The sequence below is a fragment of the Streptomyces sp. NBC_00285 genome (assembly GCF_036174265.1).
Classification (GTDB): domain Bacteria; phylum Actinomycetota; class Actinomycetes; order Streptomycetales; family Streptomycetaceae; genus Streptomyces.
The window spans coordinates 2,315,283-2,339,840 of sequence record NZ_CP108055.1 but is presented as its reverse complement, the minus strand read 5'-3'; the positions used below and the strand labels follow the sequence as shown (position 1 = coordinate 2,339,840).

22 protein-coding genes and 1 tRNA gene are annotated in these 24,558 nt (G+C 71.7%); 8 read left to right on the top strand and 15 right to left on the bottom strand.

Annotation, left to right across the window (positions count from 1 at the left end; genetic code table 11):
• Positions 1 to 2: 2 nt before the first annotated feature.
• Entirely contained in the window at positions 3 to 791 is a 789-nt protein-coding gene (locus tag OHT57_RS10665; protein WP_328745886.1) for a response regulator transcription factor, read from the bottom strand.
• An 11-nt stretch (positions 792 to 802) separates the two neighbouring features.
• Positions 803 to 2,785 (bottom strand): sensor histidine kinase, encoded by a 1,983-nt coding sequence (locus OHT57_RS10660; protein ID WP_328745885.1) that lies wholly within the window; start codon positions 2,783 to 2,785, stop codon positions 803 to 805.
• Between the two features lie 161 nt (positions 2,786 to 2,946).
• Between OHT57_RS10660 and OHT57_RS10655 the strand changes: the two genes are divergently transcribed.
• Positions 2,947 to 3,528 (top strand): hypothetical protein, encoded by a 582-nt coding sequence (locus OHT57_RS10655; protein ID WP_328745884.1) that lies wholly within the window; start codon positions 2,947 to 2,949, stop codon positions 3,526 to 3,528.
• 106 nt (positions 3,529 to 3,634) lie between these two features.
• Here the strand turns inward: OHT57_RS10655 and OHT57_RS10650 are convergent, their stop codons facing one another.
• The 7 genes from OHT57_RS10650 to OHT57_RS10620 form a co-directional block, all read right to left on the bottom strand.
• Positions 3,635 to 4,849: an acyl-CoA dehydrogenase family protein gene (locus OHT57_RS10650; RefSeq protein WP_328745883.1), complete on the bottom strand. Its 1,215-nt coding sequence runs from the start codon at positions 4,847 to 4,849 to the stop codon at positions 3,635 to 3,637.
• A 5-nt stretch (positions 4,850 to 4,854) separates the two neighbouring features.
• Positions 4,855 to 5,898, bottom strand: coding sequence for a phosphotransferase family protein (locus OHT57_RS10645; RefSeq protein WP_328745882.1), 1,044 nt, complete (start codon positions 5,896 to 5,898; stop codon positions 4,855 to 4,857).
• Positions 5,899 to 6,054: 156 nt separating this feature from the next.
• Positions 6,055 to 6,351, bottom strand: a complete 297-nt coding sequence (locus OHT57_RS10640) for a hypothetical protein (RefSeq protein WP_328745881.1) — start codon at positions 6,349 to 6,351, stop codon at positions 6,055 to 6,057.
• A 376-nt stretch (positions 6,352 to 6,727) separates the two neighbouring features.
• A complete protein-coding gene (locus tag OHT57_RS10635) occupies positions 6,728 to 7,051 on the bottom strand; it encodes a DUF202 domain-containing protein (RefSeq protein ID WP_328745880.1) in 324 nt (107 codons plus the stop codon).
• Complete coding sequence (locus OHT57_RS10630) at positions 7,048 to 7,440, bottom strand: YidH family protein (RefSeq protein ID WP_328745878.1); 393 nt, start codon at positions 7,438 to 7,440, stop codon at positions 7,048 to 7,050. Before OHT57_RS10630 ends, OHT57_RS10635 begins: the two co-directional genes overlap by 4 nt.
• A gap of 169 nt (positions 7,441 to 7,609) precedes the next feature.
• Entirely contained in the window at positions 7,610 to 8,125 is a 516-nt protein-coding gene (locus OHT57_RS10625) for an NUDIX domain-containing protein (RefSeq protein ID WP_328745877.1), read from the bottom strand.
• 26 nt (positions 8,126 to 8,151) lie between these two features.
• Positions 8,152 to 9,045 carry a DMT family transporter gene (locus OHT57_RS10620; protein WP_328745875.1) on the bottom strand — a complete coding sequence of 298 codons (894 nt, stop codon included), beginning with the start codon at positions 9,043 to 9,045 and terminating at the stop codon, positions 8,152 to 8,154.
• A 443-nt stretch (positions 9,046 to 9,488) separates the two neighbouring features.
• On the opposite strand from OHT57_RS10620, the gene OHT57_RS10615 reads away from it, so the two are divergent.
• From OHT57_RS10615 to OHT57_RS10600, 4 genes are all read left to right on the top strand, one after another.
• Positions 9,489 to 10,439, top strand: coding sequence for a hypothetical protein (locus OHT57_RS10615; protein ID WP_328745874.1), 951 nt, complete (start codon positions 9,489 to 9,491; stop codon positions 10,437 to 10,439).
• Positions 10,440 to 10,468: 29 nt separating this feature from the next.
• A complete protein-coding gene (locus tag OHT57_RS10610; protein WP_328745873.1) occupies positions 10,469 to 12,010 on the top strand; it encodes an APC family permease in 1,542 nt (513 codons plus the stop codon).
• 109 nt (positions 12,011 to 12,119) lie between these two features.
• Positions 12,120 to 12,848, top strand: a complete 729-nt coding sequence (locus OHT57_RS10605) for a molybdopterin-dependent oxidoreductase (RefSeq protein ID WP_328745872.1) — start codon at positions 12,120 to 12,122, stop codon at positions 12,846 to 12,848.
• Entirely contained in the window at positions 12,832 to 13,452 is a 621-nt protein-coding gene (locus OHT57_RS10600) for a cytochrome b/b6 domain-containing protein (RefSeq protein WP_328745871.1), read from the top strand. The genes OHT57_RS10605 and OHT57_RS10600 overlap by 17 nt, the downstream gene beginning before the upstream one ends.
• A 43-nt stretch (positions 13,453 to 13,495) precedes the next feature.
• Here the strand turns inward: OHT57_RS10600 and OHT57_RS10595 are convergent, their stop codons facing one another.
• Together OHT57_RS10595 and OHT57_RS10590 are read right to left on the bottom strand one after the other, a co-directional pair.
• A complete protein-coding gene (locus OHT57_RS10595) occupies positions 13,496 to 14,893 on the bottom strand; it encodes a GntP family permease (RefSeq protein ID WP_328745870.1) in 1,398 nt (465 codons plus the stop codon).
• Between the two features lie 53 nt (positions 14,894 to 14,946).
• Entirely contained in the window at positions 14,947 to 15,453 is a 507-nt protein-coding gene (locus OHT57_RS10590; RefSeq protein ID WP_328745869.1) for a gluconokinase, read from the bottom strand.
• Positions 15,454 to 15,590: 137 nt separating this feature from the next.
• Between OHT57_RS10590 and OHT57_RS10585 the strand changes: the two genes are divergently transcribed.
• Positions 15,591 to 16,292 (top strand): FadR/GntR family transcriptional regulator, encoded by a 702-nt coding sequence (locus OHT57_RS10585; protein ID WP_328745868.1) that lies wholly within the window; start codon positions 15,591 to 15,593, stop codon positions 16,290 to 16,292.
• A gap of 29 nt (positions 16,293 to 16,321) precedes the next feature.
• Here OHT57_RS10585 and OHT57_RS10580 read toward each other — a convergent pair whose 3' ends face one another.
• The 4 genes from OHT57_RS10580 to OHT57_RS10565 all read right to left on the bottom strand — a co-directional run bounded on the left by OHT57_RS10580 (position 16,322) and on the right by OHT57_RS10565 (position 22,642).
• Complete coding sequence (locus OHT57_RS10580; protein ID WP_443053435.1) at positions 16,322 to 16,732, bottom strand: YchJ family protein; 411 nt, start codon at positions 16,730 to 16,732, stop codon at positions 16,322 to 16,324.
• A 190-nt stretch (positions 16,733 to 16,922) separates the two neighbouring features.
• Positions 16,923 to 18,293 carry a M1 family metallopeptidase gene (locus OHT57_RS10575; RefSeq protein WP_328745866.1) on the bottom strand — a complete coding sequence of 457 codons (1,371 nt, stop codon included), beginning with the start codon at positions 18,291 to 18,293 and terminating at the stop codon, positions 16,923 to 16,925.
• A 77-nt stretch (positions 18,294 to 18,370) separates the two neighbouring features.
• Positions 18,371 to 22,234: a Pls/PosA family non-ribosomal peptide synthetase gene (locus OHT57_RS10570; protein WP_328745863.1), complete on the bottom strand. Its 3,864-nt coding sequence runs from the start codon at positions 22,232 to 22,234 to the stop codon at positions 18,371 to 18,373.
• A 320-nt stretch (positions 22,235 to 22,554) separates the two neighbouring features.
• Positions 22,555 to 22,642 (bottom strand) — tRNA-Leu (locus OHT57_RS10565).
• Between the two features lie 199 nt (positions 22,643 to 22,841).
• Here OHT57_RS10565 and OHT57_RS10560 point away from each other — a divergent pair.
• Both OHT57_RS10560 and chpH read left to right on the top strand, forming a co-directional pair.
• A complete protein-coding gene (locus OHT57_RS10560; RefSeq protein ID WP_328745862.1) occupies positions 22,842 to 24,167 on the top strand; it encodes a M20/M25/M40 family metallo-hydrolase in 1,326 nt (441 codons plus the stop codon).
• Between the two features lie 136 nt (positions 24,168 to 24,303).
• Positions 24,304 to 24,537 (top strand): chaplin ChpH, encoded by a 234-nt coding sequence (gene chpH / locus OHT57_RS10555; RefSeq protein WP_328745861.1) that lies wholly within the window; start codon positions 24,304 to 24,306, stop codon positions 24,535 to 24,537.
• The last annotated feature ends 21 nt before the right edge of the window (positions 24,538 to 24,558 follow it).

The window sequence follows — 24,558 nt, the reverse complement described above, 5'->3', positions numbered from 1 at the left end:
CGCTACTCGTCGGGCGTGGGGCCCAGTCCGGCCTCGCGGGCCCACGCCGCCGCCCCGGCGCGGTCGGCGACGCCCAGTTTCGTCAGGACCGCGGAGGTGTGGTTGCTGACCGTCTTGGGGGAGAGGCCGAGCCGGGCGGCCACCACCGAGTTGGGCTGTCCGTCGGCGATCAGCGTCAGCACGTCCCGTTCCCGCGGGGTGAGCGTCGGACACGGATCGATCTGCGGCTGCGGACGGCCGAGCTGCCCGAGCACGCGCCGCGCCACCCCGGGCCCGAAGATCGCCTCGCCGGCGGCCACCGCCCGGATCGCCCGGACGATCTCGTCCTGCCCCGCACCCTTGAGGACGTAGCCGCGGGCACCGGCCCGCATCGCCGCGAACACCGAGTCGTCCTCCTCGACCATGGTCAGCATCAGCACCGCCACCGACGGGGCGACCCGGCCGATCTCCCGCGTCGCCTCGATGCCGTTCTGATCCGGCATCCGGATGTCCATCACCATGACGTGGGGGCGCAGTGTCACCGCGGCCCGTACGGCCTCGCGCCCACTGGCCGCCACACCGACGACCCGGACCCGCGGGCTCCCGTCCCGCACCGACTCGAGCAGTGCGGCAAGACCCGTACGCACCACGGGGTGGTCATCGGCCAGCACCACCCGCAGCGCATCGCTGTTCTCCGGGCCGCCGTCCCGGCTCCCCGCCGGGACCTCGGTCTCCCGGGCGCCGGGCGGCGTGTCGGCGCGTGTCGCGTCGTCGCCACCCGGGTCCGTCCGGTCCTGCGCATGCCGTGTCATTGCACCGTCCCTCACAGCGGCAGCCTCGCCGTCACCCGTCCTCGGCCCGCCGTGCAGCGACCGCCGAGTTCCGCCGCGCGTTCCTGCATCGACGTGATGCCCACACCCGCCTGCCACGGTGGATCCCCGGCAGCGGGCGTGCCGTCGTCGCACACCTCCAGCCACAGGCCGTCACCGATCCCGATGCGCAGGTCCACGCGCGAGGCGCGGGCGTGCCGGGCGGCGTTGGTGAGGGCCTCGACCGCGATCCGGTAGGCGGCCACCTCCACGGCGGCGGGCAGCACCGGCAGCCGGTCGGGGGCCTGGATCCGCACCTGCAGCGGGGTGCCGTCGGCACGGCAGGACAGCCAGGCGGCACGTTCCCGCAGGGCGCCGAGGAGCCCCAGCTGGTCCAGGTCCGGCGGCCTGAGCCCGTCCACCAGACGCCGGACCTCCCCGACCGCGCCGCCGATCTCGGCCCGCAGCTCGGCCAGCAGACCGAGCGCCCGCTCCTGGTCGAACGCCAGCAGGTTGCCCACCGCGTCCACCTGGAAGGCCGCTCCGGCGAGCGTCGGACCGAGCCCGTCGTGCAGATCGCGGCGGATGCGCCGCCGTTCCTCCTCCTGCGCGGCGACGATCCGTTCCCGGGACACCTGCAACTGCCGGGTCAGGTCGGTCGCGTACAACGCCGCCGCGAGCGGAACCGCGAGCAGCTCCAGGACGGCCAGATCCGCCGGGGCCGGCTGCTGCTCCCCGGGGCGCAGGCCGACCACCAGCTCGCCGACGTCGTGGCCGTCGTAGTCCAGCGGGACGGTGTGCACGGCCCCCGCCGGGACTCCCCAGCTCCCGCTCCCCGTCCCCGACCTGGAGTCGACGCGCGCGTACGGCACCCGCAGCGCCTCGCCCACCGCCTCCGGCACCGCACCCACCCCGGTCCCCGCGAGCCGCTTGCCGATGCGGGAGACCACGCGTACAGGATCGTGCCGCTCGCCGTACAGGGCCCGGTCGACCATGCGCTGGAGTCCTCGCCGGGCGGGCTCGAAGGCGACTGCGAGGGTGACCGTGACGAGGGCCGGGCCGAGCAGTTCGGGCAGCGGGGCGAGCTGGGACTGCACGAAGGCGACCAGGCCGACGTAGGCGGCGATCACGCCGAGGGTGAGCGCGCCGTACAGCAGGCTCCGGGAGACGACGACACGGATGTCGAGCAGCTCGTGGCGGACCACGGCGATCACGATGGCGGCCGGCAGGAACAGGGTGCAGCACGACGTGTAGACCGCGGGAAAACCGAAGATCTGCAGCAGCACGCTCAGCGCCAGCGGTGTCATCCCGGCGATCAGCCACAGCAGCCGGCGCCGGTCCTGCTCCCCGCCGCGCCGGTAGCGCATGGTCATGGCGGCGAACACGGCGGTCAGCACCAGACAGGCCTTCGCGGTCTCCACGTGTCTGAGCACGGGCAGCCAGCCCTCAGGAGCCGGAAGGTACGAGGGTGCGGCCGGCGTGCCGAGGAACAGCCCCCAGTCGTCCCGCGCCCAGACCGCGAAGTCGAGCGGCGAGGACAGCAGTTGCAGCGCCAGGACCCAACGCCAGCGACGGTCGGGCAGCCGTCCGTCGGGAAACAGGAAGAACACGAAGACGAACGCCCACGAGCTGCCGATGATCCAGGTGTGCCGCCCGGTCGTGACGACCGCGCGCAGCAGTTCGGGGGACCATCCCAGCCGCAGCCCCTCGACACCCAGACCGATCGACAGACCCGTGAACGCGTGACCCAGGCCGTACCCGATCAGCAGCCAGCCGATGGGGTTGCGCGGGCGGTGCAGCGCGATCACCGTGCCGCAGACGGGGTAGGCGAAACCCACGGCCAGGTCGACGACCATGTCGTAGCGGACCAGGTCCCGTGCCGGGACGTCCGCCATCACCAACATCACGGCCCCGGCCGTCACTTGGGCGAGTGCGAGGCCCAGCAGGGCATACGCCGCCACCGTGCGCCGCCGGTTTCGCCCCCGCCCGTCCTTCATGCCCTCATGGTCCCGGTTCGGCCGCCCGGGTGTCATGGGAACGGTTCCCGGTCCACCCGGGAGAGGTTCCGGGGACCGCCCGGCCGTTCCCTCTCAACTCCCGGCCGCTGAGGGCGCGATGCTCATGGCAGGAAAGCAGGGACTACGGGGGAGAACGAACCATGCTGACACTGAACCGACGCCTGACCGGCGTCGTGCTGGGCTCGCTGCTCGCGCTGGGCACCGCCGCCGCGGTACCGGCCGCGGCGCAGACCTCGGCGGCGCCGTCGCAGGCCCGGGCTGCCGCGTGCGGCATCGCGGTCAACGAGGCGCACATCAACGGGCGTTGGAACGCCCTCGGCGGGGCCGGCGGCTGGCTGGGCTGCCCGAGGAGCTACACCAAGGACGTCTACCTGAACGGCGTCTACGCCGGCAAGCGCCAGTACTTCGACTACGGCAACGTCACCTGGTCGCCGCGGCAGGGACAGAACATGGTCGTGGCGGCCTGGGAGGACGGCGGCTACGCCTACTTCAACTGGAACACGACATCGCCGTACCGCTACGACAGGTTCCTGATCCGCTACACCAGCGCCGCCGACCCGAACGGTACGCAGCGCGAGGTGGGCGGCGGGACGTCCGGCCGGGTGCGGGTGCTGCAACGCACCACGGGGTCCTACACGTTCCGCGTCGAGGGCTGCGACGTGGGCGTCTTCGGGCACACGTGCCGCCAGGGCTGGACGCTGAGCGCGTCCACACCCAACTGACGTCACCGCGGGGGAAATCGGGGGAACCAGGGCTGGAGGGGCGGGTGCGCCTCTCCAGCCCTTGCCTCGTCACCGGCCCGTGTTTCAGGCCCGCCTTACAGGATCGTCAGAGGTACTTCTTCAACTCCCGCCGCGCCAGCGACCGTTGGTGTACCTCGTCCGGGCCGTCCGCGATCATCAGGGTGCGGGCGCCGGCGTACAGCTCGGCCAGCGGGAAGTCCTGGCTGACGCCGCCCGCGCCGTGCAGCTGGATCGCCCGGTCGATGACGTCGACCACCGCACGCGGCGTGGCGATCTTGATGGACTGGATCTCGGTGTGGGCGCCCCTGTTGCCGACCGTGTCCATCAGCCAGGCCGTCTTCAGCACCAGCAGCCGCAGTTGCTCCACGGTCACGCGCGCGTCGGCGATCCAGTTGTGCACCACGCCCTGCTGGGCCAGCGCCTTGCCGAAGGCCGACCGGGAGACCGCCCGCCGGCACATCAGCTCGATCGCCCGCTCGGCCATGCCGATGAGCCGCATGCAGTGGTGGATCCGGCCCGGTCCGAGACGGGCCTGGGCGATGGCGAAGCCGCCGCCCTCCTCGCCGACCAGGTTCGCGGCCGGTACGCGCGCGTGGTCGAAGACCACCTCGGCGTGGCCGCCGTGGGAGTGGTCCTCGTAGCCGAAGACCTGCATCGCGCGCTTGACGGTGACACCAGGGGTGTCACGGGGCACCAGGATCATGGACTGCTGGCGGCGGATGTCCTCGCCGTCCGGGTCCGTCTTGCCCATCACGATGAAGATCTTGCAGTCCGGGTTCATCGCCCCGGAGATGTACCACTTGCGGCCCGTGACGACGTACTCGTCGCCGTCCCGCTCGATGTAGGTGGTGATGTTGGTGGCGTCGGAGGACGCGACCTCCGGCTCCGTCATCGCGAACGCCGAGCGGATCTCACCTGCCAGCAGCGGTTCCAGCCACTGCTTCTTCTGCTGCTCGTCGGCGAACTGGGTCAGCACCTCCATGTTGCCGGTGTCGGGCGCCGCGCAGTTCAGCGCGGTGGGCGCGAGCTGCGGGGAGCGGCCGGTGATCTCCGCGAGCGGGGCGTACTGGAGGTTGGTCAGTCCGGCGCCGTACGCCGGGTCGGGCAGGAAGAGGTTCCACAGGCCCTGGCGGCGGGCCTCGGTCTTCAGCTCCTCCACCACGGCCGGGGTGTCCCACGGCGAGGCCAGCTGCGCGCGCTGCTCCTCCGCGACCGGCTCGGCGGGGTAGACGTACTCGTCCATGAAGGCGAGCAGCTTGGCGCGCAGCTCCTCGGTGCGCGCGTCGAACGCGAAGTCCATGCGGATCAGCCTTCCTGGATGCCGTCGTGAAGCGTGGTCAGACCGTGCTGGATGAAGACCGGGACCAGGTCGCCGATGCGGTCGAAGCCGCCGCCGACCGTCTGGCCCAGGGTGTAGCGGTAGTGGATGCCCTCGAGGATCACGGCGAGCTTGAACCACGCGAACGCCGTGTACCAGGACACCGCCGTCACGTCCCGCCCGGAGCGCTCGGCGTACCGCGCGATCAGTTCGGCCGGATCCGGGTGCCCGGCGGCCTCGGCGGTCGTGGAGACCGGGGAGTCGGGCGTGCCCAGCGGCATGCTGTACATCACCAGCAGGCCGAGGTCGGTGAGCGGGTCGCCGAGGGTCGACATCTCCCAGTCGAGAATCGCCTTGATCCGGTCGTCGTCGCCCAGCAGGACGTTGTCGAGCCGGTAGTCGCCGTGCACGACCGTGGCCGCCGGGGACTCGGGCAGCCGGCGGCCGAGCGCCGCGTGCAGCTCGTCGATGCCGGCCAGGTCGCGGTTGCGGGAGGCGTCCAACTGCTTGCCCCAGCGGCGCAGCTGGCGGTCCAGGAAGCCCTCGGGGCGGCCGAAGTCCGCGAGGCCCACCTCGGTGGGGTCCACCGCGTGCAGCTCGACGAGCGTGTCGACGAGGGACAGCACGGCGTCGCGGGTGCGCTGCGGGCCGAGCGGGGCGAGCTGGTCGGCGGTGCGGTACGGGGTGCCTTCGACGAACTCCATGACGTAGAAGGGCGACCCGGGCGCCGCCTCGTTCTCGGGGTCCTCGCACAGCAGGACCGGTTTCGGCACCGGTACGTCCGTGGGGTGCAGGGCGCTGATGACCCGGTGCTCGCGCTTCATGTCGTGCGCGGTGGCCAGGACATGGCCCAGCGGGGGCCGGCGTACGACCCACTTCGACGTGCCGTCCGACACCGCGTACGTGAGGTTCGACCGTCCGCCCTCGATCAGCCGGCCGGTCAGGGGACCGTGCACCAGGCCGGGCCGCTCGCGGTCGAGCAGTCCGCGCAGCCGGTCGAGATCGAGTCCTGGCGGATGATCGGGGCTCATCGGGGCTCCTTACGCGCGCGTGAACGGGTACGACCATCATGCCGACTGGTCGGTATGCCGTCCAGGGGGGACGGTGAACGTGATCCGGCACACGATAGGCCGACAGCTCCCCGCCCGGTGCGGCGGGGAGCTGTCGGCGGTGCGCTCTCGGTCAGGTCAGTGGTCGTCCCAGTGGCCCTCGTGGGCGGCGTGCCGGTGGCCGTCGTGGAGGTAGTCGACGTGGTCGCCGTGCAGGACGCTCTCGTGTCCGCAGTCCTGGCCGTGCCGGTGCTCGTGGGCGTCGTGCAGGACGTGCTCACCGGGCTCGCACTCGTCCCAGTGGCTCTCGTGCTCGCGGTGCAGATGCCCGTCGTGCGCGTAGTCGACGTGGTCCTCGTGCGGCACCTCGGTGTGACCGCAGTCCCTGCCGTGGGTGTGCGTGTGGGAGGCGTGTTCGTGGTGAAGGGTGGTCATGCGGCTCACCTTCGGCTTCGAAGCGACGGGCGATGTCGACGGCCAGGCTGCCACGGGAGGGGTGCATATCGGCAGATTCGGCACGCGCGGCGCGGCCCCGACACCGCCCTGCCCCGCACGACCGGAACGGCCGCCTACCGGAACGGCCGCCTACCGGAACGGACGCCTGCCGGAACTGGCGCCTACCGGAACGGCCGCCCACCAGGCCCGCCGCTCGCGAGCACCGGCACCCTCCAGGCCCGGGGCCCGCGAGCACCGCCACCCACCAGGCCCGCCACTCACCAGGCCCGCCACCCGCGAGGCCGCCGCCCGCCCGCACCGCCCCCCCCCACCGGGCCCGGGGCCCACCAGCCCCCCACCAGACCCCGGCGCCGGCTCAAAGCACCAGCGCCGCCCCGCACGCTGCCAGCGCCATCGTGCACAGGGCCGCTGCCGTGGCGTGGCCCGGGGTGAGGGCGGGCGGTCTGCCGGTCGATGCCAGGGTGTGGATGCGGTGGTGGGCGAGGTAGAGGAAGCCCAGCCACAGGACGCAGCACAGGGTGCAGGCGACGAGGTTCGCGGGGGACGACCCGCCGTGCAGGGCGGTCTTCGCGCCGAGCACGGCACACGCGGTGGCCGACAGGGTCGTACGGCGCCAGGCGAGCCGGGTGCGTTCCGGCTGGAGACCCGGGTCGCGCTCCACGGCGGCGCCCTCGCTCACCCCTCCCACCCGACGAGCACGACGAACACCATGGCCACGGCGACGACCGCGACCACCAGGCTCAGCAGGGCCGGGAACCGTGACGTCGGCAGGTCCTCCCCCCGCCGCATGGCCCGCTCGCACCGCACCCAGTGGTTGACGGCCCGCAGCGAGCAGAGCACCCCCGCCGCGAGCAGTGCGAGCGCCAGCCCGACCCGCCAGCCCCAGCGCAGGTCGGGCAGGAACTGGTCCACGGCGAAACCGCCGCCGATCAGGGCGAGCGCGGTCCGCAACCAGGCCAGAAAGGTGCGTTCATTGGCCAGCGAGAACCGGTAGTCGGGGGTACGGCCTTCCTGCCGGATCTCCTCGGGGGCGAACCAGACGCGGACGTTCCGTGCGAAATCGATCACGCGCACGAGCCTATCGGGGGCGGATGGTGAGAGTGTCGTCAGCGGCGTCGACCGCCGGTCCGGCCACGCGTGTTCCCAGGGCTCAGGGCTCCGGCGGCAGTCAACCCCGGTCGGCATCCATCGGACCCGACCGAGCCCGACGAACCTCACCGAGCCCGACCGAGCCAGGTCAGCCCTTCGCCCGGTACCCCCGCAACCGCTCGTACGCCGCCAGCCCGTCCGGCACCCACTCCCACTCCCCGAGCCGTGCCTCCACCTCGTCCTCCGTCAGGAAGTCGTGCCAGGCGACCTCCTCCACCTGGGGGCTCACCGGGAGCTCGCAGCGCACCTGGTAGACGGCCGACCACCAGGTCTGGCCGGCCCCGTCGTCGTAGAAGAACTTGAAGAGGTACTCCGGGCGCGGAAGTCCGCTCACGCCCAGTTCCTCCTCGGCCTCGCGCAGGGCCGCCTCGTCGTAGGACTCGCCCGCACCGACCACCCCGCCGACGAACATGTCGTAGAGGGACGGGAAGACCAGCTTGGTGGGCGTGCGGCGGTGGACGAAGAGGCGGCCCTCGGCGTCCCTGGCCTGGATGAAGACGCAGCGGTGGCGCAGCCCCTCGGCGTAGGCCCTGCCGCGCGGGGACCGGGTGACGACGACGTCGTTCTCGTCGACGATGTCGAGGATCTCGTCAGCAGCGCTCATGCCCCCCATCCAAGCAGGGGCACGCGTCAGCTCGGCTGGAGGTTCCGCGCAGGTTCCGACTGGGCGGCTCCACAGGGCATCGCGGGGTGCATCCCCAGCAGCACGATGCCCGTGACGACGGCCGCGAGCCCCAGCGCCTCCCAGGTCAGCGCGCCGGTGTCGGTGTGCAGCCGGTCGCCGAGGAAGCCCACCCCGCAGACGATCCCGGCGAGCGGCTGGGCCGCGGTCAGCGCGGGCAGCGACATCCGCAGCGGCGCGGTCTCGAACGCGCTCTGCACCAGGACGAGCCCGGTGACACCGAGAGCCAGCACGGCGTACGGCTGCCAGCCGGTCAGCAGTTCGGCGAGGCCGCCCTCGGAGAAGCGCTGGCCGCTGACCCGGGTGAGGGCGTCCTGGACGCCGTACAGCAGACCGGCCGCCAGGGCCAGCAGGACCGGGCCGGAGCCGAGGCGGGAGCGCTTGGCGTAGGTGGTGAGCAGCAGGGCGAGGCCGGTCATCGCGCCGATGATCAGCCAGTGCCGGAAGGGATCGGTGACCGCCGCGCCGCCGCGGGGCTCGCCCGCCACGATGAACGCGCTCACCCCGCCCGCGAGCAGTGCGAGGCCCGCCCAGCCCTGGCGGCCCAGCGGCTGCCGGGTCTGCCTGCGGGAGAGGGCGAGGGCGAAGAGCAGGTTCGTGGCGAGGAGGGGTTCGACCAGGGAGACCTCGCCCCGGCTCAGCGCGATCGCGCCCAGCACCATGCCGGCCACCATCAGCCCGATGCCGCCGAGCCAGCGCGGCACCTTCACGAGGTCGAGGAGCAGCCGGGGCGAGAGGAAGTCGCTCAGCGGGGCCTGACGGGCCGCGTTCTGCTGGAGCACGAAGCCGAAGCCCAGGCAACAGGCAGCACTCACGGCGAGAGTCAGAACCAGAACCGACACGCTGTGTACCTCGATCGTCCGGCCGGGCAGCGGGGGTAGTCGCCGACTGTAGCGTCCCAGTACCCGGCTTGTTCCTGGGAGTACCCGCATTCCGGCCGTCGACGCGGTCGCCGCGCCCTCACGGTGGGCGGGGGGTCTCGCCATGGTGCGGTGCGCGGGAGGCGGGCGCCATGGCGTACGCCACAGATGTGGGGTCTTGACCCGGTCCCACCAGCACCGGACTGTCACAACTTCCCCATGCGTATGGAGAGTTGACGCGTGTAACGTGCCTTCGACCCTTGACGCAAACCATAGGTGGGGGGTTGGCTGTCCGTGATCAATCGATGGCGGTGCGAATCAGCCCGCCGGCCTGCCCACATCGGTTGTCGGCCTGCCCGCGCCGAGCCGGGCAACCCTTGCGCACCACCCACCACGAACCATGTTCCGTGAGGAAAGCCCACACGGTGTCCCCGCCCCCACCTCCCTTCGGCCGCGGCCGAAAACGCGCCGCTCAGGCCTTCGACGCGGCCCTTGACGACGCCGAACTCATCGACGCGCGCGCCGCGTTGGCGCAGGGCAGATGGCAGGCGGTCCGGACACTGCTCACCCGGACGGGAGACGAGTGGGACCGGCGCGGCCACCGGGTCACGGTTCTCGCCGCGGAGCCGTACAGCCACGCCTGGGCCCGGGACTGGCTGGTCGCCGAGCCGGACTCCGCCGACGCCGCCGTGCTGCTCGCCCTCGCCCTGGTCCAGAGTGTCCGGCGGGGCAAGGGGAAGCCCGCTCCCGCCCGCGAGGCCTGCCGGACCGCGGCCCGGCTCGCGCCCGCCGACCCCACCCCCTGGCTCGGGCTGCTCCTGCTGGAGCGCGACCTCGGTGCGGCGGACGAGGTGGCCGACGTCTTCGGCGAGATCCGGCGACGGCACGCCGACCACCACCACGCCCACCATCTGATGGTCGCCCGGCTCGCCGAGCGCCGCGCCGGGACGGGTCCCGACCCGCTGCACGAGGTCTACGACTTCGCGAACTGGGCCGCCGAGCAGGCCCCCGCCGACTCCCCGCTCGCCATCCTGCCGGTCATCGCGCACACCGAGCGCTACCGGGCCCTGGCCGCCGCCGGGCACGAGCCGGGCGATCCCGCCGCCTCCGGGCACTGGACCGGACGCCGGGCCCGGCAGGTGATGAAGTCCGCCTTCGACTGGTGGCTGGAATGGGAGCACGAGGGTCACCCCCGCCGCCTGGTGGACCTCAACTTCCTCGCCCACGCGAAGGTCTGCGAGGGCCGCGGTGCCGAGGCCGCCGCCCTCTTCCACCGCATCGGCGAACGCCCCACCCCGGCCCCCTGGTCCTATCCGGACCGTGAGCCCTACTCCGCCTTCCGTGCCGCCCGAGACCATGCGCTCGGCACGGTGTGAACCCCCTAACCCCCAGAAGGACGGCCCTTATGACCACCGAGAGTTCCCGTACGAGCAGACCGCCCGCCGACGGCATCAGTACGTTCAAGGGACAGGACCGCGCTCTGCGCGCCGGGCGCCTGGGCACCGGGGGCCTGCTGCTCTCCGTCCTCGCCGCGACCGCTCCCCTCATGGTGGTAGCGGGTGTCATGCCCACTACATTCGCGGTGATGGGGATCGTCGGCCAGCCCCTGCTCTACGTCATCCTCGGCGTCGTTCTCGTCCTGTTCAGCGTCGGCTACGCCGAGATGAGCCGGCACGTCCACAACGCCGGCGCCTTCTACGCCTACATCTCCCGCGGCCTCGGCGCCACGGCCGGAGCCGGCGCGGCCCTCGTCGCCCTGGTCGCCTACAACGCCCTCCAGGTCGGCATCTACGGCATCTTCGGCTTCGAGGTCTCCGGCCTGTTCGCCACCTACACCGACCTGTCGGTGGCCTGGTGGATACCCGCGCTGGTGGCCGCCCTGGTCGTCGGCGCACTGGGCTGGCTGAAGATCGACGTCAACGCGCGCGTGCTCGGCGTCCTGCTGATCATCGAAGTCGCCCTGGTCGTCGTCTTCGACATCGCCGCCGTCACCGACCCGGCGGCCCAGGGCCTGTCGCTGCACGCCTTCAACCCGGACACCCTCAGCGGTGCCGGCGTCGGCACCGCCCTGTGCTTCTGCATCGCGGCCTTCCTCGGCTTCGAGCAGGCGCCCGTGTACGCCGAGGAGACGAGCCGCCCGCACATCCTGGTGCCGCGCGTGATGTTCCTGGCCGTCGGCGGCGTCGCCGTGTTCTTCGCGCTCAGTTGCTGGGCCCTCACCGTCGCCACCGGCCCGTCGGCCATCGTCGCCGAGTCCCAGAAGCAGAGCGCCGGGCTCCTCTTCGGCCTCACCGAGTCCCGCCTCGGCGGCACGTTCACCGATGTCCTGCACGTCCTGTTCGTGACCGGCATGTTCGCCGCCATGCTCAGCTTCCACAACGTCGTCGCCCGCTACGCCTTCGCCATGGGCCGCGAGGGACTGCTGCCCGCTGCGTTCGGCCGCACCAACAGCGCGAACGGCGCGCCCGGCACCGGGTCGCTGCTCCAGACCGCCGTGTCCGTGGTGGTCGTGGTCGTCTTCGCGATCACCGACGACAAGCCCACCGGCGACCCGACCGTGCCGATCCTGCAGCTGTTCACCTGGTTCGGCAACATCGGGTCCCTCGGCGTGATCGTGCTGATGGCGGCCGCCTCCGCCTCCGTGGTCGCCTTCTTCGTCCGGCGCGGTGCCGCGGGCGCCCAGGCCTGGCGCCTTGCCACCTCCGTCCTCGCGGGGATCGCCCTGCTGGTCATCGCCGTCTACACGGTCAAGGACTTCGACGTCCTGGTCGGCGCCGGTCCGGGCTCCTCCCTGAGCTGGCTGCTGCCCGGCATCATCGGACTCGCCCTGGTGGCGGGCCTTGTGCAGGGCCTGCTGTTGAAGGCCCGCAATCCCGAGGCGCACGCCCGGATCGGGCTCGGCAACGAGGCGTTCCAGCTGGACAAGGCCGCGGAAGAGGTGTCGTAGCCCCCGGATCCGGACGCTCCCTGAGATCCGGGTGAGAAGTGGTTACCAAAGTCTGACGAGCACCCGCGATTCCTGGCCCCCCGGGGGTCGCGGGTGTTCGAATGGATGCGTGAACTCCGGACAACCCGAGGAGCAGCGCGGCAAGCCGGTCGGCCGCCGTGTCCTCCTCGGCACCCTCGGCCTGGGAGCGCTCGGCGTGGTCGCCGCCCCCACCCTGCAACGCGGCCTGGAGGCCTTCCTCGGCAGCGCAGCCGACAAGGACCCCACCGGCCTGACGGGACTGCTCCCCAACGGGGGCGGCTTCCGCTACTACTCGGTGACGTCGTCCGTACCGCACAAGGACGCCCAGAACTACCGCCTCACGATCGACGGCCTGGTCTCCCGCCCGCGGTCGTACACCCTGGCCGACCTGCGCGCCCTGCCCCAGACCCGGCTCGTCAAGGACGTCCAGTGCGTGACGGGCTGGCGGGTCCCGGACACGCCGTTCGAAGGCGTACGGCTGTCCCGGCTGCTGGACGCCGCCGGAGTGACGGCGAAGGCCGGCGCCGTCCGCTTCAGCTGCTTCGACGGGGCGTACACCGAGAGCCTCACCCTCGACCAGGCCCGCCGCTCGGACGTCCTGGTCGCCCTGCGCATGCAGGACAAGGACATCGGCCACTCCCACGGCGGCCCGGTCCGCCTCTACGTGGCCCCCATGTACTTCTACAAGTCGGCCAAATGGCTGTCCGGCATCACGGTCACCGAGGACGTGGAGCCGGGCTACTGGGAGGACCGGGGCTACGACGTCGACGCCTGGGTCGGCAAGTCGAACGGGCGGGACGATGAACCTACGAACTGACGCCCCGCCCGCGACTCGGGTCCGCCGCTTCGGCCGCAGCCAGAAGTGGGTCCACCGCACGACCGCCGCACTGATGGGCGTGTGCGTGGTGACGGCGGCCTTTCTGTACATCCCGCAGTTCGCCGAACTCGTCGGCCGCCGCGAGCTGGTGGTGCGCGTCCACGAGTGGGCCGGTCTGGCCCTGCCCGCACCGGTCCTGGTGGGCCTCATCTCGCGCGCCTTCCGCGCCGATCTGGGCTTCCTGAACCGCTTCGGCCCGCACGACCGCGTCTGGCTGCGCGCCGCCCTGCGCCGCGACAAGCGCCGGGTGTCGCGGCCCGCGGGCAAGTTCAACGCGGGCCAGAAGGTCTACGCCGCCTGGATCTCCGGCGCGAGCCTCGTCATGCTCGGCACGGGCCTGCTGATGTGGTTCACCCATCTCACCCCGATCCAGTGGCGCACCAGTGCGACCTTCGTCCACGACTGGCTCGCCCTGACCGTCGGTATCGTCCTCGCCGGCCACATCGGCATGGCACTCGGCGACCCGGAGGCACGCAGGGGGCTGCGCACCGGCTCGGTGGACAAGGAGTGGGCGGACCGCGAGCACCCCCTGTGGCGGCCGTGACCGGTGCCCAGGGGGTGCGGGGGATGCTCTCGTCGCCGTATCCCTAAATGATCAGGGAGAGCAGCAGGACCAGGCCTCCCGCGACCACCGAGATGATCGTCTCCATGATCGACCAGGTCTTGATGGTCTGGCCGACGTCGAGGCCGAAGTACTCCTTCACCAGCCAGAACCCGGCGTCGTTGACATGGCTGAAGAAGAGCGAGCCGGCGCCGATGGCGAGGACGAGCAGGGCCGTGTGGGTCGTCGACATGTTCGCGGCCAGCGGGGCGACCAGACCGGCCGCGGACACCGTGGCCACCGTCGCCGAGCCCGTCGCCAGCCGGATCACCACCGCGATCAGCCAGGCCAGCAGCAGGGCCGGGATCGACCAGTCCTCGGAGATGTCCAGGACCATCCGGCCCACACCGGAGTCGATCAGGGTCTGCTTGAAGCCGCCGCCCGCGCCGACGATCAGCAGGATGCCGGCGATGGGCGCGAGGCCCTTCTCGACGAGCGGGGTGAGGCGGTCCTTGCCGAACCCGGCGGGGCGAAGCAGCGTGAAGATGCCCACGAGGACCGAGGCCAGCAGTGCGATCAGCGGGGAGCCGACGACGTCGAAGACGCGCTGCACGGTGTTGTCGGGGTTGTCGATCACGATGTCGACCAGTGCCTTGGAGAGCATCAGGACGACCGGGAGCAGGATCGTGGCGAGGGTGGCACCGAAGCCCGGACGCTTCTCCAGCTCCTCGGTGGCGCGCTGCGGGACCATGCGGTCGGGAGCCGGGACGTCCACCCAGCGGGCCGCGACCTTCGAGAACAGCGGACCGGCGACGATCACCGTCGGGATGGCGACCAGCACGCCGAGCGCGAGCGTGACACCGAGGTTGGCCTGCACCGCGTCGATGGCGACCAGCGGGCCGGGGTGCGGCGGGACCAGGCCGTGCATCACGGACAGGCCGGCGAGGGCCGGGATGCCGATGCGCATCAGGGAGTAGTTGCCGCGCTTGGCCACCATCAGCACGACCGGGATCAGCAGCACGACACCGACCTCGAAGAACAGCGGCAGACCGATGACGGAGGCGATCAGGACCATCGCCCACGGCATGGAGCGGCCGCCGGCCCTCGCGAGGATGGTGTCGACGATCTGGTCCGCGCCGCCGGAGTCGGCGAGCATCTTGCCGAGGATCGCGCCGAGGGCGATCAGCACGCCGACACCGGCGACCGTGGTCCCGAGGCCGGTGGTGAAGCTGGTGATGGCCTTGTCGAGGGGCGCCCCGGCGACCGCGCCGAGCACGAGAGTGCCCAGGGTCAGCGCCAGGAACGCGTGGAGCTTGAACGTGGTGATGAGTACGACGATGACGGCGATGCCCGCCAGTACGGCGATGCCCAGCTGAGCGTGACCGGCCGAGGTGATCGGCTCGGGCACGTCCGCTGCCAGCATCTCGACGCTGAGTCTGGTCACGGAGGTTCCCTTGCAGGTACGGGGGTGTGCTTCGGAAAAGGGGTGACGGGGTGTTACGGGTGTCCGGCGAGCGCCTGGGCGGCCCGCTCGGTGATCTCCTCCGGACTGCCGGACACGTCCACCACGACCCCGGCCTCGTCCCGCTGGAGGGGCTGGAGCGTGGCGAACTGAGAGTCCAGCAGCGCGGTGGGCATGAAGTGCCCCTGCCGGTGCGACATCCGGTCCTCGATGAGGGCCCGGTCGCCCGCCAGGTGTACGAAGACGACCCCGGGTGCCTCAGCCCTCAGCCGGTCACGGTACGACCGCTTCAGCGCCGAGCAGCTGACCACCCCGCCGAGCCCGGCCCGTCCGTGCGCCCAGGAACCGATGGCGTCCAGCCACGGCCACCGGTCCTCGTCGGTGAGCGGGGTGCCGGCCGACATCCTGGCGATGTTGGCCGGCGGGTGGAAGTCGTCGCCCTCGGCGTAGGGAACGCCGAGCCGGGCCGCGAGCAGGGGACCGATGGTGGTCTTCCCGGTGCCCGCGACGCCCATGACCACGACGACAGGGGAGGTCCTCATCGCTGCCTCACTGTCTGGTTTCGTCTTCGACAAGGTGTGTCAACGCAACTGAAACCGATTAGGTACGACGAATTCAAGAGTCTGTACCAAATAAGTCTGACTTTTTGGCGCTGTGATGTGCCCCGTACGCTGAGTGCATGACCACATCGGGCCGGGGGCTGCACGGGCAGGTACTGGAATCCCTCGGCCCCGCGATCACCGCGGGCGAGTACCCGCCGGGGAGCGTTCTGCGCACCGACGAACTGGCCCAGCGTTTCGAGGTCTCACGTTCGGTGATGCGCGAGGCGGTCCGGGTCCTTGAGTCCATGCACCTGGTCGAGTCCCGCCGCCGCGTGGGCGTGACGGTGCGCCCCAAGGCCGAGTGGAACGTCTACGACCCCCAGGTCATCCGCTGGCGGCTGGCAGGCGCCGACCGCCCGGCGCAACTGCGCTCCCTCACGGTGCTCCGCTCGGCGATCGAGCCGGTGGCGGCGGGCCTGGCCGCGAAGAACGCGACGGCCGAGCAGTGCGCCGAGCTCACCAGATGCACGCTCGGCATGGTCGCCAACTCCAAGGGCCACCGGCTGCAGGGCTACCTCTTCCACGACATCGCCTTCCACCGCGTGGTCCTCAACGCCTCCGGCAACGAGATGTTCGCCCACCTCGGCGACCTCGTCGCCGAGGTCCTCACCGGCCGCACCCACCACGAGGTCATGTTCGAGGACCCCGACCCGGCCGCCGTCACCCTCCATGTCCGCCTCGCCGAGGCGATCCGCGAGGGCGACGCCGGTCACGCGGAGGAGCTGACCCGCGAGATCGCGGCGGGCGCCCTCCACGAGCTGGACATCCTGGCGCCGTGACCCAGCCGCCGTGACCCAGCCGCCGTGACTCAGTCGAGGAACTCCCCGTCGACGTACACCCAGGCCCCGTCGACCCGTTCGAACCGGCTGCGTTCGTGCAGCGAACCGCCCTCGAACGAGGCCCGGAAGGTCACCGTCCCGGCGGGGTGGAAGGCCGATCCGTCACTCGTCCCGAGGATCTCCAGGCCGGTCCAGCGCATACCGGGGTCGAAGTCGACGCCCTGCGGCCGGGTCCGCGGATGCCAGGTGCGGAGCAGATAACCCTCCTCGCGCCGCACGAAAGCGCAGTACCGCGAGCGCATCAGGGACTCGGCGGTCGGCGCCGCGGCCTCACCCCGGTGGAAGCGGCCGCAGCAGCCGTCGTAGGCCTCCGCGAGACCGCAGGGGCAGGACGTGGCGCGGGGCCGGGGCTTCGAGGTACGTCGGGACATGACCACCATTGTGCTGGCGCGGTAGCCGTGCTCCCGACCGCCTATGCCGACCGGGCGTCGGTGGGCGGGTCCGCGGGGCGGGCCGGGAACATCGTCGGCAGCGGGGGCAGCGGGGGCAGCGGGGGCAGCGGGGGCAGCGGGGGCAGCGGGGGCAGCGCGGCGCCGTAGACCCACGCGTCGATCAGCCCGTCCCGACCGTCTACGCCGACCCGGCGTTGGAGGGCGGATGCGCGGGGCGGGCCGGGATCATCGTGGGCAGCGGCGGCAACGCGACGCCGCGCACCCATGCGTCGAGCAGCCCGGTCAGCGGCTCGTCCGCGTACCGGTTGACATGAGCCGTGAACGTCGAGGTGGTCACGGCCCCGCCCCGGTGCAGTCCCGCCCAGCCGCGCAGCATCCGGAAGAACGCCTCGTCGCCCATCGCGCAGCGCACCGCGTGCACGGCGAGCCCGCCGCGTTCGTAGAGCCGGTCGTCGAACATCGACTTGCGGCCCGGGTCGGCCAGCCGCAGATCCTGGGGGAGCGAGGACACCAACCGGTGTGCGGCGGCGGCCAGTTGCTGGGCGGTACGGCCCCCCGAGTGCTCCGACCACAGCCACTCGGCGTACTTGGCGAGCCCCTCGTTCAGCCAGATGTGCCGCCAGTCCGCGATGGACACGCTGTTGCCGAACCACTGGTGCGCCAGCTCGTGCGCCACCAGCCGCTCCGAACCCCGGGCCCCGTCCACGTGGTTGGCGCCGAACAGCGACAACCCCTGCGCCTCCACGGGCACATCGAGCTCCTCCTCCGTGACGACGACCGCGTACTCGTCGAACGGATAGGGCCCGAACAGCTCCTGGAACAGCTCCATCATCTGCGGCTGCCGGGCGAAGTCCCGGGAGAACTCCGGCAGCAGATGCGCCGGGATGTGCCCGTGCTGCGGCACTCCGCCGGGACCCGGATCGCCGAGCAGCACCGTCTGGTACTTGCCGATCGACAGCCCGACGAGATAACTGGACGTGGGCGCGGCCTGCTCGTACACCCAGGTCGTCGTGGACGCCCTGGTCGTACGGGTCAGCAGCCTGCCGCCCGCCACGACCGCGTACGCGGACGGCGTGGTGATCGAGATCTGGTACGACGCCTTGTCGGCGGGCCGGTCGTTGCACGGGTACCAGGACGGCGCCCCGATCGGCTGGCTCGCCACCAGCGCCCCGTCCTCCAGCTCCTCCCAGCCGAGGCCGCCCCAAGGACTGCCGACCGGCTTGGGGTTGCCGGACCAGTGCACCTCGACGGTGAACGCGGCCCCGGGCCGCACCGCCTTCCCGGGCCGGATCCGCAGCTTCCCGCCGCGGTGCGTGTAGTGCGCCTGCCGGCCGTCCACCCGCACCCGGCCGATCTTGAAGTCGGACAGGTTGAGCATGAACTCGGCCAGCGGCGAACGTCCCGCTATGGCGTTGATCCTGGCGCTCCCGGACAGCCGGTTCGGCCCGGGGCGGTAGTCCAGCGCGAGCTCGTACCGGTGCACCCGGTACCGGGCGTCACCGTGGTCCGGGAAGTACGGGTCCGAACCCGCCGGTTGCTGAACTGCCACTGCCGCTTCTGCTCCCTGCGCTGCGTTGCCACTCGGATGCGTCGTCACACCGCTCACCGGACCCGAGTGGCCCGCTTTCAGGGACGCCATGCCTCGATCGGGTTGCCCAGCCAACGGGTGTCGTCCGGAACGGACTCCGCGGCCATGACGAGCGACGCGGGACCCAGTGTGGTGCGGGCCCCGATCGTGCTGCCGGGCAGCACGATCCCGCCAGGGCCCAGCGTGGCACCCTCACGAAGAACAACAGTATCCGTCCGCAAGATCCGGTCGTGGAAGAGGTGGGTCTGGAGCACACAGCCGCGGTTCACGGTCGCCGCGTCCTCCAGGGTCACCAGATCGGTCTCCGGCAGCCAGTAGCTCTCCACCCAGACGCCCTTGCCGATCCGCGCGCCGAGCCCCCTGAGCCACGCCGTCATCACCGGCGTACCCGGCACGGAGCCCGCCAGCCACGGCACCGCGAGCACCTCGACGAAGGTGTCCGCGAGCTCGTTGCGCCATACGAAGCCGCTCCACAGCGGGTGCTCCCCGCTGCGGTGTCGCCCCACGAGCAGCCACTTCGCGGCCATCGACACCAGACCGGCCAGCGCACCGGCCGCGAGCAGCACCACGCCGGCCAGCAGCCACGCCCACGGCCCGAGGGCGCACAGCGCGGCCACCGTCAGCACGGCCACGCCCGCCGAGCAGAACACCGGCACGATCCGGCACAGCTCCACGAGCCCGCGCGCCCACAGCAGCCCCGCCGACGGCTCGTACGTCCGGCTCTGGTCGCTGTCGGCCGAGTTGCGGGGCAGCTTCACCGGCGGCAGCCCCAGATACGACGTGCCCTTCTTCGCCTTCTTCGGCGTCGCCGACAGCACCCCGACGAGCCCGCCGTCCGGCACGGTCCGCCCCGGCGCGGTCATCCCCGAGTTCCCGAGGAACGCCCGCCGCCCGATCTCCGCACGCCCTATCCGCACCCAGCCGCCCCCCAGCTCGTACGGCGCGGTCAGCGTGTCGTCGGCCAGGAACGCGCCCTCGCCGACCGTCGTCAGGCTCGGCAGCGCGAGCACGGTCGACACCTCGGCGCCCCGCCCGATCCGCATCCCGAGCAGCCGCAGCCACACCGGCGTGACCAGCCCGGCGTACAGCGGGAAAAGCGTCTCGCGCGAGAGGTCCATCAGCTGCGTCACGGTCCACGCCTGCCACCCGATCCGGCTGTGCGTCGGATACGTCCCCTCGCGCAGCCCCAGGCTCAGCAGACGGACGCCGACCAGGAGCAGCAGCGCGTACGCGAGACCGAAGGCCAGCGTCGCCGGGACGAGGGCGAGGAAGGCACCCGTCAGGGGAGAGCCCCCGGCCAGGAACGGACGGGCCACCAGGAAGGCCGCGCCACCCGCCAGCACCGGCAGCAGAGTCAGCGCGAGGCCGGTGATGCCGTACATCACCCGCCAGTACGTGCCCCGCACCGGCCGTTCCTTCGGCCAGTTGCGCTTGGCCTTGCCGAGCTTGACCGCGGGCGCACCCGCCCAGCGCTGACCGGTCGGGATCTGGCCGGTGACCGCAGACCCCGGCGCCACCTCGGCCCGCTTGCCGACCCGGGCACCCGGGAAGAGCATGCTGCGCGTGCCGACCACGGCGTGAGCGCCCACCCTGACCGCGCCGATCTCCAGCCGGTCGCCGTCCAGCCACCAGCCGGACAGGTCCACCTCGGACTCCACGGCGGCGCCCCGTCCCAGCCTGAGCATGCCCGTCACCGGCGGCAACGAGTGCAGGTCCACGTCCGGACCGATCTTCGAACCGAGCGCCCGCGCGTACCGCTCCAGCCAGGAGCCGGTCAGCGAGGTCGCCCCGATGAACTCGGCCAGCCGCTCGGCCGTCCACAGCCGCAGGTGGACGCTGCCGCCGCGGGCGTAACGGCCCGGCTGGACACCGCGCAGCAGCAGCCGTGCCCCGCCCGCGGCGATCGCGAGCCGTCCGGGCGGGCTGAACAGCAGCAGCGCCCCGGCACCGACCAGCCACCATGAGGTGCTGGGCAGCCAGGAGTACGGCAGGACGTTGCCGAGCGCGGCCAGCGGCACCAGCCAGCGCAGCCCCATGAGGGTGAACAGCGGGACCAGGACGAGGAGCTGGATCACCTGGGCGCTGCGGGGCACGGGTGCGATCACCCGCGTCGTCCCGTCGCCCTGGGAGGACTCCTCCAGATGGCGGGCCAACTTCCGCAGCGTGGGCTGCTGGTAGATGTCGAGGACGGCCGCGCTCGGGTACCGGGTGCGCAGCCGGGTGGTCAACTGGGCGGCGGCCAGACTGCTGCCGCCGACCGCGAAGAAGTCCTCACGGGCACTGGTCACCGGGATGCCGAGGACTTCCGCCCACTGCTCGGCGAGCCAGGCCTCGGTACCGTACAGCTCCTCGGCGGGGCCGCTGGTTCCGAGCCCCTCCAGGGGCCAGGGCAGCGCGCCCCGGTCCACCTTGCCGGAGGTCCTGGTCGGCAGGTCCTCGACGGGGGCGAGCAACGGCACGAGTGCGGCGGGCAGTTCGGCGCGCAGCTTCGCGACGGCGGCCGCGTGGTCCCAGCCGTCCTGCGTGACGACGTAGCCGACGAGGAGCTGGTTGCCGCTGCGGGCGGTGCGCACGGCGGCAGCCGCTCCCGCGACCCCCGGCAGCGCCTGCAGCGCGGCATCGACCTCGCCGAGTTCGATCCGCCGGCCACCGAGCTTGATCTGCTCGTCGGCCCGCCCCAGGAACACCAGCCCCTCGGGCTCCGCCTGCACGAGGTCACCGCTGCGGTACGCCCGCTCCCAGCCCAGCGACTTGAGCGGCGCGTACTTCTCCGCGTCCTTCTCGGCGTCCAGGTACCGGGCGAGCCCGACCCCGCCGATCACCAGCTGCCCGCTCGCGCCCATCGGCACGGGATCCCCGGCCTCGTCGACGACGGCCAGCTCCCAGCCGTCCAGCGGCAGTCCGATCCGGATCGGCTCCTCGCCGCTCATCAGCGAGGCACACGCCACGACGGTCGCCTCGGTGGGCCCGTAGGTGTTCCACACCTCGCGCCCCTCCGTCACCAGCCGCTGCACCAGCTCGGGCGGGCACGCCTCACCGCCGAAGATCAGCAGCCGTACGTCGTTGAGGGCCTCGGGCTCCCACAGCGAGGCGAGCGTCGGCACCGTCGACACGACGGTGATCTCCTGCTCGACCAGCCAGGGCCCGAGGTCGGCGCCGCTTCTGACCTGTGACCGCGGCACCGGCACCAGACAGGCCCCGTACCGCCACGCCAGCCACATCTCCTCGCAGGACGCGTCGAAGGCGACCGACAGCCCCGCCATGACCCTGTCACCGGGACCGATGGGGTCGTCGGTGAGGAACAGCGCGGCCTCGGCGTCCACGAACGCGGCGGCGCTGCGGTGCGAGACGGCCACACCCTTGGGCCTGCCGGTGGAGCCGGAGGTGAAGATGATCCACGCGTCGTGCTCGATGCCGGGCCGGGCGGCGGGGGAGTCGGCGCGCCCGTTGACGGTCAGTGCGTGCCCGGCGCCGACCACGGCCCGGACCTCCGCCTCCCCGAACACCAGCTCGGCCCGCTCGTCGGGGTCCTCGGCGTCCACGGGGACGTACGCGGCACCCGCGGCCAGCACGGCGAGGATCGCGACGTAGAGGTCGTTGGTGCCGGACGGAACCCGGACGCCCACCCGGTCGCCGAGCCCGACCCCGGCCTCGGAGAGCCGCAGCCGTAGCCGCTCCACCTCCACAGCCAGGGCGCGGTAGGTGAGCCGGGCCGTCCCGTCGTCGAGGGCGAGCTCGTCGGGGTAGGACCGGACGGACGCGTCGAAGACGTCGACGAGGGTGCGGGGGGAGGCGGCGGGGGCCCCGGAGAAGCGGGCGGTGTCACCGAACTGTTCGCGGATCTCTGCGCTGAACTCGTCCTTGAGCAAGCCGAGAGCATTGCTCTCGTGTGTGGCTGCCATCGGTCCTCGCGTCTCGATCCCGGAGGCCTCCGGGGCGCTGGCGGGCCGCAGGTCTGCCTGGGGTTGTCCGGCTCCAGCTCGTAACAAGCCGGAAATTTTAGTACGACGCTAGGCTCATCCCCCCGAAACGGCCACTTGGGAAGGCCGTCCGGCGCCGTGAGCGCACCCAGCGCACGCCTTTGACCTGGTGATCTTCACACCCAGCGAGAGATGCCCCACATACGGCGAGCGAAGGGGAATCGACGCGTCCATGAACACTCTCAGGCCGTGCGCCGTTGCACGACGAATCCCCCGGCCGCTGAGCGGCCGGGGGATTCGGCTGGTGTCCGAGGGGGGACTTGAACCCCCACGCCCGATAAAGGGCACTAGCACCTCAAGCTAGCGCGTCTGCCATTCCGCCACCCGGACAAGGTGTTTGTCGCACGAGGTTTCACCCGCAGCGACGAAGGAAACATTACCAGGCTTTCGAAGGGGTCCGATCACCCCCTGTTCCCGTCCCGGGGCTCGCGTGAACGGCGTGTGACGGGCCGGACCCGGTCTTGGGGCGGACCGGGTGGCGGGGAGAGGATGAGGGGAACCACCAGCAGTGACAGCGGGAGGAAACACCGTGAGCGAGACCGACACTGGCAGGAGCGTCGCCGGCGAGGACGAGGTCGTGGACCTGTGCCGCGAGCTGATCCGGTTCGACACCAGCAACTACGGCGACCACTCCGGCCCGGGCGAGCGCAAGGCGGCCGAGTGGGTCGCGGAAAAGCTCGCCGAGGTGGGTCTCGACCCGCAGATCTACGAGTCGCACCCCGGCCGCGCCTCCACGGTCGCCCGGATCGCGGGCGAGGACCCGTCCCGGCCCGCGCTGCTGATCCACGGCCACCTCGACGTCGTCCCGGCCAACGCGCAGGACTGGACCCACGACCCGTTCTCCGGTGAGGTCGCCGACGGGTGCGTGTGGGGGCGTGGCGCAGTCGACATGAAGGACATGGACGCGATGACCCTGGCGGTCGTCCGCGACCGGCTGCGCAGCGGACGCAGGCCGCCCCGGGACATCGTCCTCGCGTTCCTCGCCGACGAGGAGGCGGGCGGCACGTTCGGCGCCCGGCACCTCGTCGACAACCATCCCGACCTCTTCGAGGGTGTGACCGAGGCGATCAGCGAGGTGGGCGGCTTCTCCTTCACGGTCAACGAGCAGCGCAGGCTCTACCTGATCCAGACGGCCGAGAAGGGCATGCACTGGATGAAGCTGACGGTGGCCGGCACCGCCGGGCACGGGTCGATGATCCACCGGGACAACGCCATCACCGAACTGTCCGAGGCCGTCGCGCGGCTCGGGCGCCACAAGTTCCCGGTGCGGGTCACCAAGACCACCCGGGCCTTCCTCGACGAACTCGGCGACGCGCTCGGCACCGAGCTGGACCCGGAGGACATGGAGGGCACGCTCGCCCGGCTCGGCGGCATCGCCAAGCTCATCGGCGCGACCCTCAGCAACACGGCCAATCCCACCCAGCTCGGCGCCGGCTACAAGGTCAACGTCATCCCGGGCGAGGCCACCGCGCACGTCGACGGGCGCTTCCTGCCCGGCTTCGAGGAGGAGTTCCTCGCCGACCTCGACAAGATCCTCGGCCCCAAGGTCAGGCGCGAGGACGTGCACTCCGACAAGGCCGTCGAGACCACCTTCGACGGCGCGCTCGTGGACGCCATGCAGTCCGCGCTGGTCGCGGAGGACCCGGCCGCCAAGGCCGTCCCGTACATGCTCTCCGGCGGCACCGACGCGAAGTCCTTCGACGAGCTGGGTATCCGCGGCTTCGGCTTCGCGCCGCTCAAGCTGCCCCCGGAGCTGGACTTCGCCGGCATGTTCCACGGTGTCGACGAGCGGGTGCCGGTGGACGGCCTGAAGTTCGGCGTGCGCGTTCTCGACCGTTTCATCGACGCGTCGTGACCTCCGTAATCGGCAACCTGTACGGAACTGACTGAGAAGAGTGAATGCGCTCATAAGCTCGTAGCTCCATTACTCCCTCCTCGTTACAGGTGATGCGATCCGCTGCTTGGGATCGCATTGCCAACAAGGAGGAATAATGATCAAGAAGATCGTCGCCGCTGCGGCTGCCACCGGTGGTCTGGTTCTCGCGGGTGCCGGCCTTGCCGTCGCCGACGCCGGTGCCCAGGGTGCCGCCATCGGTTCCCCGGGCGTGCTGTCCGGCAACGTCGTGCAGGTGCCTGTTCACGTCCCCGTGAACGTCTGCGGCAACACGGTCTCCGTGATCGGCTTGCTGAACCCCGCCTTCGGCAACACCTGCATCAACAAGTGACGTTGTGCCTCGCCCTTAGTT